9 protein-coding genes and 1 pseudogene are annotated in these 10,811 nt (G+C 71.4%); 3 read left to right on the forward strand and 7 right to left on the reverse strand.

Going from position 1 to position 10,811, the window contains the following annotated elements; genetic code table 11:
* Window positions 1-159, forward strand: a pseudogene (locus CCN35_RS17175) (ATP-binding protein); the annotation flags it as partial.
* A 246-nt stretch (window positions 160-405) separates the two neighbouring features.
* Here the strand turns inward: CCN35_RS17175 and CCN35_RS17180 are convergent.
* Entirely contained in the window at window positions 406-603 is a 198-nt protein-coding gene (locus tag CCN35_RS17180) for an acyl-CoA carboxylase subunit epsilon (protein WP_067399507.1), read from the reverse strand.
* 20 nt (window positions 604-623) lie between these two features.
* A complete protein-coding gene (locus tag CCN35_RS17185) occupies window positions 624-2,219 on the reverse strand; it encodes an acyl-CoA carboxylase subunit beta (RefSeq protein WP_086793388.1) in 1,596 nt (531 codons plus the stop codon).
* 501 nt (window positions 2,220-2,720) lie between these two features.
* Between CCN35_RS17185 and CCN35_RS17190 the strand changes: the two genes are divergently transcribed.
* Entirely contained in the window at window positions 2,721-3,329 is a 609-nt protein-coding gene (locus CCN35_RS17190; RefSeq protein ID WP_067399509.1) for a YceI family protein, read from the forward strand.
* 14 nt (window positions 3,330-3,343) lie between these two features.
* On the opposite strand, the gene CCN35_RS17195 is transcribed toward CCN35_RS17190, so the two are convergent.
* Window positions 3,344-4,696: a hypothetical protein gene (locus CCN35_RS17195; RefSeq protein ID WP_086793390.1), complete on the reverse strand. Its 1,353-nt coding sequence runs from the start codon at window positions 4,694-4,696 to the stop codon at window positions 3,344-3,346.
* A 133-nt stretch (window positions 4,697-4,829) separates the two neighbouring features.
* Here CCN35_RS17195 and CCN35_RS17200 point away from each other — a divergent pair, with 133 nt between their 5' ends.
* The gene (locus tag CCN35_RS17200) at window positions 4,830-5,435 is read left to right on the forward strand and encodes a GOLPH3/VPS74 family protein (RefSeq protein WP_086793392.1); all 606 of its coding nucleotides are present in this window, start codon (window positions 4,830-4,832) and stop codon (window positions 5,433-5,435) included.
* 151 nt (window positions 5,436-5,586) lie between these two features.
* On the opposite strand, the gene cimA is transcribed toward CCN35_RS17200, so the two are convergent.
* From cimA to CCN35_RS29990, 4 genes are all read right to left on the reverse strand, one after another.
* Window positions 5,587-7,191 carry a citramalate synthase gene (gene cimA / locus CCN35_RS17205; RefSeq protein ID WP_086793394.1) on the reverse strand — a complete coding sequence of 535 codons (1,605 nt, stop codon included), beginning with the start codon at window positions 7,189-7,191 and terminating at the stop codon, window positions 5,587-5,589.
* A 642-nt stretch (window positions 7,192-7,833) separates the two neighbouring features.
* Window positions 7,834-8,922: a branched-chain amino acid aminotransferase gene (locus CCN35_RS17210; RefSeq protein ID WP_067399522.1), complete on the reverse strand. Its 1,089-nt coding sequence runs from the start codon at window positions 8,920-8,922 to the stop codon at window positions 7,834-7,836.
* 259 nt (window positions 8,923-9,181) lie between these two features.
* Window positions 9,182-10,225, reverse strand: a complete 1,044-nt coding sequence (locus CCN35_RS17215; protein ID WP_086793396.1) for a 3-isopropylmalate dehydrogenase — start codon at window positions 10,223-10,225, stop codon at window positions 9,182-9,184.
* Between the two features lie 88 nt (window positions 10,226-10,313).
* On the reverse strand, window positions 10,314-10,445 hold the full coding sequence (locus CCN35_RS29990) for a hypothetical protein (RefSeq protein ID WP_086793398.1): 132 nt from the start codon (window positions 10,443-10,445) through the stop codon (window positions 10,314-10,316).
* Window positions 10,446-10,811: the final 366 nt, after the last annotated feature.

Genomic DNA, 10,811 nt, shown 5'->3' on the forward strand with positions numbered 1-10,811 from the left:
TTCGACGGCCAGCAGCCGTACACCCCGGACGAAGTACGCGAAGCCCTGCAGATCGGCCCGGACATCCCCATCATCACCACCGACGCCCGGCACCGCGCGGACGCCAAGGCGACACTGATCACACTGGTCGAACACGCCCTCATGGCCCGGCTGCGGTGACCCACCACCCGACCGATGAAGGCGGGTGTCCTCTCCTCGGGGGAGAGGGCACCCGCCTTCATCGGTTCACGGAAGGGCACACGCGCGGATGGAGGGCCGTACGGGACGTGCAGGGGCCGTGAGAGGCACGGGGACGCGGAGGGAGACGGGAAGAGGCGGGGAGACAAGGACCTCAAGACACGGGAAGGGGCCCACCCGGGCGGGGTGGGCCCCTTGTCTCGGAGCTGTTCCGGCAGCCGGACGGGCTCAGCGCCAGCTGTGGGGGGCGCGGAAGCCGCTCTCCCGCTCCAGCCGGCGCCAGCCGGCCCGGGCACGGCCGCGGTGGGCGGGGCCGGACGTACCGGCAGGGCGGGCCGATGCGCGGGCCAGGAGAAGGGCCGTGATGGCGGCGACCTCCTCGGGCTCGGCGTGGCCCTTCTCGACGCGGATGTCAATGGTGCTCATGGCGGGTCTCCGTGGCTGGGTCACTGCGGCGGGTTGCCGTGCTTGCGGGAGGGCAGGTCGGCGTGCTTGGTCTGCAGCATCGCCAGGGACTTGATCAGGACCTCGCGGGTGTCGGCGGGGTCGATGACGTCGTCCACCAGACCGCGCTCGGCCGCGTAGTAGGGGTGCATCAGCTCGGCCTTGTACTCCTTGACCATCTTCTGCCGCATGGCCTCGGGGTCCTCCGCCTCGGCGATCTGGCGGCGGAAGATGACGTTGGCCGCGCCCTCCGCACCCATCACGGCGATCTCGTTGGTGGGCCAGGCGTAGGTGAGGTCGGCCCCGATGGACTGGCTGTCCATGACGATGTAGGCACCTCCGTACGCCTTGCGCAGGATCAGCGAGATCCTCGGCACGGTGGCGTTGCAGTAGGCGTAGAGCAGCTTGGCTCCGTGCCGGATGATTCCACCGTGCTCCTGGTCGACGCCGGGCAGGAAGCCGGGGACGTCCAGAAGAGTGATGAGGGGGATGTTGAAGGCGTCGCACATCTGCACGAAGCGTGCGGCCTTCTCGCTGGCCTCGATGTCCAGCACGCCGGCCAGCACCTGGGGCTGGTTGGCGATGATGCCGACGACCTGGCCGTCCATCCGGGCCAGCGCGCAGATGATGTTGCGCGCCCAGCGCTCGTGGACCTCGAGCATCTCGCCGTCGTCGACGATCTCCTCGATGACCTTGGTCATGTCGTAGGGCCGGTTGCCGTCGGCCGGGACCAGGTCCAGCAGGGTGTCGCAGCGGCGGTCGACGGGGTCGGAGCACTCCACCCGCGGCGGGGTCTCCCGGTTGTTCTGCGGCAGCAGCGACAACAGGTACCGCACCTCGGCGATGCAGGTCTCCTCGTCGTCGTAGGCGAAGTGGCACACACCGCTGGTCTCGGCGTGCACGTCCGCGCCGCCCAGCCCGTTCTGTGTGATCTCCTCGCCGGTGACGGCCTTGACCACGTCCGGGCCGGTGATGAACATCTGCGAGGTCTCACGGACCATGAACACGAAGTCGGTGAGCGCGGGGCTGTAGGCGGCGCCGCCCGCGCACGGGCCGAGCATCACGCTGATCTGCGGGATGACCCCGGAGGCCTTGGTGTTGCGCTGGAAGATGCCGCCGTAGCCGGCCAGTGCGCTGACGCCCTCCTGGATCCGGGCGCCCGCACCGTCGTTGAGGGAGATCAGCGGGGCACCGGCCGCGATGGCCATGTCCATGATCTTGTGGATCTTCGTGGCGTGGGCCTCGCCCAGCGCGCCGCCGAAGATGCGGAAGTCGTGGGCGTAGACGAAGACCGTACGGCCCTCCACCGTGCCCCAGCCGGTGATCACACCGTCGGTGTACGGCCTCTTGGCCTCCAGGCCGAAGCCGGTCGCCCGGTGCCGGCGCAGCTGCTCGACCTCCTGGAAGGAGCCGGGGTCCAGGAGCAGCTCGATCCGCTCCCGCGCGGTCAGCTTGCCCTTGGCGCGCTGCGCCGCGGTCGCCTTCTCGCTGGGGCCCGCCACCGCCCGCGCACGGATCTCGTGCAGTTCCGCAACCCGTCCGCGCGCGTCCGCCGGCCCGCCGGCCGGCTCACCCGTCGTCTCTTCCAAAACGGTCATGCAGTGACCTTACGAAGGACATCGAGGAAAGCGGGCCGTTGACTCCGTACAGTCTCCGGCCCGTTTTCCTGGTGCCACTGAACAGAACCTGGACGCCTTGCAGCCTTTTCGACTGCTCAGAGGGCGTCGGACTTGTGGGGATGCCACAAACCGGGGGCGCGGAGACCTCGCGCATTCGGGGGCGGCACATGCCCTCCCCCGGGTGACGGGCCGACCCGTACGGCGGCCTCGTCCCCGCAGAGCGTAACCGCTCGGGCGAGCCGGGCGCACCGGGCCCTGCCGGACGGGCGCACCGGCCGCCGCGGCCGGACTCCCGCCCCCGCCCGCGCGGAGCGGAAGCGGCCGGCACCCGCCGCGGGGCGGCCACGGACAGCAGATGCGCCAAAAGGTTGAGCGATCAATGAAATACCGCTACGGTCGTGCCCGCAGAACAATTTGAAACTTCAACTTACTCGGCGCCTCTCCCTGCGCTGAGCACGTCCCTCTCCGAAGGAGAACCTCATGGGCATCTTCAGCAGCAAGAACGACACCGCCGAGAACGCCTCCGCCCCCGCCGCGGTGAACCCGGACCTGGCCGCGCTGACCGGCGACTACACGATCGACCCCGCGCACTCCACCCTCGGCTTCGTCGCGCGGCACGCCATGGTCACCAACGTCAAGGGCACCTTCAACGACTTCACCGGCACCCTCCGCCTGGACGGCAGCGACCCCTCGGCCTCCACGGCGTCCGTCGACGTGCGGATGGACAGCATCGACACCGGCTCGGAGGACCGCGACAACCACCTGAGGAGCGCGGACTTCTTCGCCACGGAGGAGTTCCCGGAGATGACGTTCCGCTCCACCAAGGCCGAGGCCCTGGGCGGCAACGACTACCGCATCACCGGCGACCTGACCATCCGCGGCATCACCAGGCCGGTCACCATCGACCTCGAGTTCAACGGCGCCGCCAAGGACCCCTTCGGCAACGAGCGCGTCGGCTTCGAGGGCAGGGCCGAGATCCTGCGCTCGGACTGGGGCCTGACCTGGAACGCGGCCCTGGAGACGGGTGGCGTCCTGGTCTCCGACAGGATCAAGCTGAACTTCGACATCTCGGCGATCAGGAAGGCCTGAACGGCCGCGGGCCCTCAGAACCCGCCGAAGTCGCCTCCGCCGAAGTCCCCGCCGCCGCCGAAGCCGCCGCCCATGCCGAAGTCCCCGAAGTCGGCCGGGCTGAAGTCCGCGCCGGAGACGTCGCCGCCCTCGTAGCCGCCGAAGTCGCCGTAGCCGGCGCCGTAGGCGGCCGCGTAGGACGGGGTGGCCATCATGCTGCCGAGCAGGGTGCCCGCCAGGAGACCCGGCAGGAGGCCGCCGCCGAAGTAACCCCCGGCCCAGGGGCCGTACGCGGGGCCGGCGTCCCAGTAGGGGCGGCGGCCCCCGTCCGTGGCCACCTCGCGGATCTGCGGGTCGAGGCCGTCGGCCAGGCGGATCCGGTCGGCGGCGCAGACCGGCACCCGGCGAGGCGCGCCGCCGGGGGGCGTCCACTCCTCGTCGGCGACCGAGGGACCGTGGCGCGGGTCGAAGAAGCAGGGCGGACGGCGCTCGGGCAGGGGGCGCCCCTCACGGCGGGCGGCCAGCCGGGCGAGCGAGAAGCGGCCGTCCTCCAGGGTCTCGGTGACCAGCCGCACGTCCTCCGGCCGGCGGGCCTCGGCCATGTACTGCTTGGCCTGGTCGTAGCTGTCCAGCGCCCGCTCGTAGTCCGCGCGCATGGCGTCGTCCGCACCGGCCTCCGCCGGGTGGAAGTCGAGGCGGTCCAGTTCCTCCCCGTAGGCGGTGATGTCCTCGTCCACGACGACCCGCAGCTTCTCCAGGGCGGCCTGCTGCTCCGCCTCCCGGCGGCTCCGGCCGCGCCGGACCAGGGCGTACGCGCCCGCACCGCTCGCCACCAGGACCGCGCCGGCGGTGATCAGCGCGGTGGTGGACACCGTGCCGCCGCGCTCGACGCCGTCCCAGCCGGCGGGGGCCGAGCCCCTCATGGTGACCAGGGCCCGGTCGGTGAAGTCGGCGAGCTGGGTCCTGGCGTCCTCGCCCTGGACGCTGGTGACGAGGTTCCGCACGGCGGTGCGCGGCAGCACCGAGGCATCGGCGCGGGCGTCGAAGCGGTCGCCCAGGCGCACCGCGTACGCGCCGGTGACGCCGGTGGCGGTGCGCAGGTCGGTGAACAGGTTCCGCGTCGGCTGGTCCGCGGGCAGAACCGCGATGAACAGGGGCTTGTCCGCGTCCTTGATCTGCCGGCTGAGCTCGGCCGCCTCGGTCGGCGGCAGCTGGGCGGACATGGCCGGGTCGACGTACACGGGGTTCCTGCGGAGCTCCTCGGCGACCGTCGAGATGCTGGTGGCCGCCTCGGCACGGGGCACACCCGCCCACAGAACGGCCATGACGGCGAGCGCGAGCGCCACCAGCAGTCGCGCCGGAATTCGGACCAGAGCCATGGCCTTCATACTTCGAAAGTACCCGAACAGCCCCAAAAGCCCGAATCGCTTCGGAAATCCCCCGAAGGGGGTACCCGCCCCTGCGCTCCCCCGTGGGCGCATCGCCGAGCCGTCGGCTCCCGGTGGCCGTATCGTCGAGTGCGTGACCACACCGCGGGACCTGTTGCTCCTCAGCCTGGACTTGCCGTCCGAGCGTCCCGTCGAGCAGGGTGATCTGTCGCTCGCGCTGGCGGGCGCCGAACTGGCCGACCTCCTTGCCGCCGGTGCCGTCGCCCTGGACGGCGACCGCATCGTGCCCGCCCCCCGGCAGAAGACGGGAGACCGCCTCCTGGACCAGGCCGGGGCGGCACTCAAGGAGCGGCCGCCGTACGAGTCCGTCGAGGACTGGCTGTGGCGCCGGGGCGAGGGACTGGCCGTGGCCTACATCGACGCGATGGAGGCGGACGGGCGCCTCACCGGGCGGCGGCACCGCTGGCTGCCCGCCCGCGGCGGCCGAAGGACACCCGTCGACTCGCCGGAACGGCGCGAGGCGGCCGAGCGCTGGGCCTCCCACGAGCCCGTCCTCACCGGGCTGGCCGCCGCCCTGGGCATCGAGGCCGGACCCGGCGAGGAGACCGCGGTCCCGGACGACGAGGCCCTGGTGACCGTGCTGGCCGCCGTCAACGACGCGCTGACGGAACTGGAGGCGGTCCGGCAGCGGCGGCGCATCGAGAACGCCGCCTTCGACAACATCTGGCGCGCTCCCTGACGGCCGGCGGACCGCGGCCGCCCGCGTCCGTGCCGCCTCTGTTTCCCCTGCTTCCTCGGCTTCCTCCGCCGTCCCCGCCGCCCGTGCCTCTTGTGCCCGGGCGGCTGCCCGGGCGGCGGGACGGCGGTGTCCGGCGGCGTCCGGCCGGTTCCTACTGCGCCGGTTCCACGCCGGCGCGCAGCAGGCCGTAGGTGTACGCGTCCTCCAGGGCCTGCCAGGAGGCCGCGATCACATTGTCGGCCACGCCCACCGTGGACCACTCGCTCTGGCCGTCCGAGGTGGAGATCAGGACGCGGGTGGTGGAGGAGGTGCCGTGCTTGCCCTCCAGGATGCGGACCTTGTAGTCGACCAGGTCGATGGAGGCCAGCTGGGGGTAGATCTTCTCCAGGGCCACGCGCAGGGCGCGGTCGAGGGCGTTGACCGGGCCGTTGCCCTCGGCGGTGGCGACGATGCGCTCGCCCTTGGCCCACAGCTTGACGGTGGCCTCGTTCGCGTGGGTGCCGTCGGGGCGGTCCTCGGCGATGGCCCGCCAGGACTCGACCTCGAAGTACTTCAGCGGCCTGCCCTCGACCTCGGCGCGCAGCAGCAGCTCGAAGCTCGCGTCGGCCGCCTCGTAGGTGTAGCCCTTGAGCTCGCGCTCCTTGACCCGCTCGACGACACGGCCGACGAGCTCGCGGTCGCCGCCGAGGTCGATGCCGAGTTCCTTGCCCTTGAGCTCGACGGACGCGCGGCCCGCCATGTCGGAGACCAGCATGCGCATGGTGTTGCCGACCTGCTCGGGGTCGATGTGCTGGTACAGGTCCGGGTCGACCTTGATCGCGGAGGCGTGCAGACCGGCCTTGTGGGCGAAGGCGGACACCCCCACGTAGGGCTGATGGGTGGAGGGCGTGAGATTGACGACCTCGGCGATGGCGTGCGAGATGCGGGTCATCTCGCGCAGCCGGCCCTCGGGCAGCACCCGCATGCCGTACTTCAGCTCCAGGGCCGCCACGACCGGGAAGAGGTTGGCGTTGCCGACGCGCTCGCCGTAGCCGTTGGCGGTGCACTGCACATGGGTGGCGCCCGCGTCGACGGCGGCGAGGGTGTTGGCGACCGCGCAGCCGGTGTCGTCCTGGGCGTGGATGCCGAGGCGGGCCCCGGTGTCCGCGAGGACGGTGGAGACGATCGCGTGGATCTGGGCGGGCAGCATGCCGCCGTTGGTGTCGCAGAGGACCACCACGTCCGCGCCGGCCTCGGCGGCGGTCCGCACGACGGCCTTGGCGTATGCGGGGTTGGCGCGGTAGCCGTCGAAGAAGTGCTCGCAGTCGACGAAGACGCGGCGGCCCTCGGCACGCAGATGGGAGACGGTGTCGCGGACCATCTCCAGGTTTTCCTCCAGGGTGGTGCGCAGAGCCAGCTCCACATGCCGGTCGTGCGACTTGGCCACCAGGGTGATCACCTCGGCACCGGAGTCCAGCAGCGCCTTGACCTGGGGGTCCTCCGCCGCCTTGCCGCCGACGCGCCGTGTGGAGCCGAAGGCGACGAGCTGGGCGTGCCTGAACTCGATCTCCTGCCGGGCGCGGGCGAAGAACTCGGTGTCCCGCGGGTTGGCCCCGGGCCAGCCGCCCTCGATGAAGCCCACGCCGAAGTCGTCCAGGTGCCGGGCGATGGCCAGCTTGTCGGCGACCGTGAGGTTGATGCCCTCGCGCTGCGCGCCGTCGCGCAGGGTCGTGTCGAAGACGTGGAACGCATCGTCGAGCTGGCTGGTTGCGGTCATGGCCTCAAGACTCCTGTCACCCATGTCGGTCTTACCGGAAATGACCGGCTCCACCGTCCCCCATACTCCCTCGCGCTGTGTTCCCGGCTGCAGGTGGGTCGGGAAAACAAAAAACCTCTCGCGGGTGCGAGAGGTCTGCGCGCGGGTCGAGGACGACGGTGGCCGCCCGTACCGGGTCGTACGAGGCGGTCACTGCGGACCGGCGCGCCTGCTGCCAATAATCGTGGCGAACGAGAGCACGGGGGCAGTGTGGCACAGTTCCGCCCCTTCCAGGCGCCGTGTCTCAGGATGCGGGCGGCCGGCTGAAACGGTTCCCCGGTGTCCGTCCGCGCCCGGTCCGGACCCCCGCTCCCCGTGCACTCCCCCGCGGTGACGTGCGTCACCGGCGAAACCGCCGCACACCGGCGGGCTCCGGGAGCCCTGCCGCCGGTCCCGCGCAGGGCGCCGGCACGCGTCTCCCGAATGCACCCGAACGGCTGCCTCCCCGGAACTTCCGTGCACGGCGCGGGACGTGGTCCCGGCCGGTGCCGTGCGGGGCGGCCGGCCGCAGACGCGCCGGGGCCGCCGCGGACGAGCGGTCCGCGGCGGCCCCGGCCGGTGCTGAAAAGCGGTCGCCGGCAGAAGACGCGGCCGGGTGGGACCTCAGTCGATCCTGTGCATCCAGCCGTGCTTGTCCTCGGCGATGCCGCGCTGGATGTCCAGCAGGGCCTGACGCAGCTTCATGGTGACCTCGCCGGGCTCTCCGCCCGACTGCTGCCACTCGGCGCCCGCCCGCTTGACGGTGCCGACCGGGGTGATCACGGCGGCCGTGCCGCAGGCGAAGACCTCGGTCAGCGTGCCGTTCTCGGCGTCGCGCTGCCACTGGTCGATGGAGATGCGGGCCTCCTCGGCCTCGTAGCCGAGGTCGCGGGCGACCGTCAGCAGCGAGTCACGGGTGACGCCCTCCAGGATCGAGCCGGTCAGGGAGGGTGTGACGATTCTGTCGCCGTAGACGAAGTACAGGTTCATGCCGCCCAGCTCCTCGACCCACTTGTGCTCCACGGCGTCGAGGTAGCAGACCTGGTCGCAGCCCTTGGCGGCGGCCTCGGCCTGGGCGAGCAGGGAGGCCGCGTAGTTGCCGCCCGTCTTGGCGTCGCCCATGCCGCCGGGGACGGCGCGGACGCGGTCCTCGGAGGCCCAGATGGAGACCGGCTTCACCCCGCCGGGGAAGTACGCGCCGGCCGGGGAGGCGATCACCAGGAACAGGTACTCGTCGGCGGGCTTGACGCCCAGCCCGACCTCGGTGGCGATCATGAACGGGCGCAGGTAGAGGGACTCCTCGCCGCCGTGCGGGGGCACCCACGCCTTGTCCTGCCGCACCAGGGCGTCGCAGGCCTCGATGAACGTCTCCACGGGCAGCTCGGGCATGGCCAGCCGGCGGGCGGAGGCCTGGAAGCGCAGGGCGTTCCTCTCCGGGCGGAAGGTGGCGACCGAGCCGTCGGGCTGACGGTAGGCCTTCAGCCCCTCGAAGATCTCCTGCGCGTAGTGCAGAACGGTGGTCGCCGGGTCGAGGGAGATCGGCGCGTACGGAACGAGCTGGCCGTCGTGCCAGCCCCGGCCCCTCGTCCACCGGATCGTCACCATGTGGTCGGTGAAGCGGCGACCGAACCCGGGATTGGCCAGGATCTCCTCGCGCTCCGCATCGGAGAGCGGGTTGGCCGAGGGCTTGAGCTCGATCGTGGGCGTCGTCATCAGGGAGATCCTTCACTTCCTGGCTCGGATACGGCGGACCGCGCCCACACCCGTACGGCCGGCGGCCGATGCTTGGACGTCCGAGCATTCCCTCATACCGCAGTTCCGCGTCCGATTATCGCGCGGGGGCGGCGGCACAAGAGGAACGGGGTGAATACGGCCCGGGGTCTGATGGTGGCACCCGGCGGCGGACAGGGGGAAGCCGCCGGACGCGGATGCGACCCGGCGGCTTCGTGGAGAGCGGGGAGGAGCGGCCGGGTCAGCCCGCTACTCGTACGCAGAGCGCGTCGCCGATCTCGGAGGTGCTGCGCGCGGGCAGCGCACCGCGCTCCGCGAGGTCGGCGGCGACGGCGTCCTCGACGCGGGTCGCCTCGGCCTCGAAGCCGAGGTGGCGCAGCAGCAGGGCGACGGACAGGACCGTGGCGGTGGGGTCGGCCTTGCCCTGGCCGGCGATGTCCGGAGCCGATCCGTGGACGGGCTCGAACATGGACGGGAACTCGCCGGAGGGGTTGATGTTCCCGCTCGCGGCGGTGCCGATGCCGCCGGAGACGGCCGCGGCGAGGTCGGTGATGATGTCGCCGAAGAGGTTGTCGGTGACGATGACGTCGAACCGCTCGGGCTGGGTGACCAGGTAGATCGTGGCGGCGTCGACGTGGATGTACTCGGTGGTGACCTCGGGGTACTCCTCGGCCACCTTGTTGAAGATGTTCGTCCACAGGTGACCCGCGAAGGTCAGGACGTTGTTCTTGTGGACCAGCGTGAGCTTCTTGCGCGGGCGGGCCTGGGCACGGGCGAAGGCGTAGCGGACCACGCGCTCGACACCGTAGGCCGTGTTGACGGAGACCTCGGTGGCGACCTCGTGCTCGGTGCCCTGGCGGATGGTGCCGCCGTTGCCGGTGTAGGGGCCCTCGGTGCCCTCGCGGACGACGACGAAGTCGATCTGCGGATTGCCGGCGAGCGGAGTGGCGACGCCGGGCAGGAGCTTGCTCGGGCGGAGGTTGACGTGGTGGTCGAAGGCGAAGCGGAGCTTGAGCAGGAAGCCGCGCTCCAGGACGCCGGAGGGGACCGACGGGTCGCCGATCGCGCCGAGCAGGATGGCGTCGTGCTGCTTCAGCTGCTCCAGGTCGGCGTCGGTGAGTGTCTCGCCCGTGGCGTGGTAGCGCCGGGCGCCGAAGTCGTACTCCTTGGTCTCCAGCTTCACATCCTGCGGAAGGACGGCGGTCAGGACCTTCAGCCCCTCGGCCACGACCTCCTGGCCGATGCCGTCACCGGGAATCACTGCGAGATTGATGCTGCGAGACATGGCGGCACCCTACTCCTCGTCCCAGGGAACGACACAGCGCGTCCGCGATGTGGACGTCCGGACGGAGGAGGACAAAGGCGGGTGCTGCTCAGTGTCCGGTCTCGCCGCCGTTGTCACGGCGGTCGAGGGCGCGCTGCAGGGCGGCGGCGGCGTTCTTGCGGACGGACTCGCTCGTCCGGGAGGCGTGGCGGACGCGGCGGCGCAGGGCGGTTGCGGCCATGGGACATCGACTCCTTCGACACATGGGGGGGCGCGCAAGGCGCGAGGAAGTGCGAGAGATGAAGAAAGGTGCGGAGCGCCGGAAGGGCGGGGAGCGGTGCCGCAGGGGTGTCCTGCGCAGGGCCCGGCTCACGACCGCCGTCGCTGGATCGAGCGAATCGTTCGGCTTCTACAAAAGTAAGCGAGGGCCGGGCACCTGTCTCCACAATTAGTCGGGCTTCCTACTATCTGAGACAGTGGGGTGCGTCACGCCCCTCCGACCTGCGCTTTTTCCTCACCCGATCGGGGGTGCGCCACCGCCCCGCCGGCCGAGAACCGGCCCCCTGCGGCGTCCTCCCCGCGGCGTCCTGCTCGCCCGGCCGCCCCC

This window comes from Streptomyces thermovulgaris, from assembly GCF_002155915.1.
Lineage (GTDB): Bacteria > Actinomycetota > Actinomycetes > Streptomycetales > Streptomycetaceae > Streptomyces > Streptomyces thermovulgaris.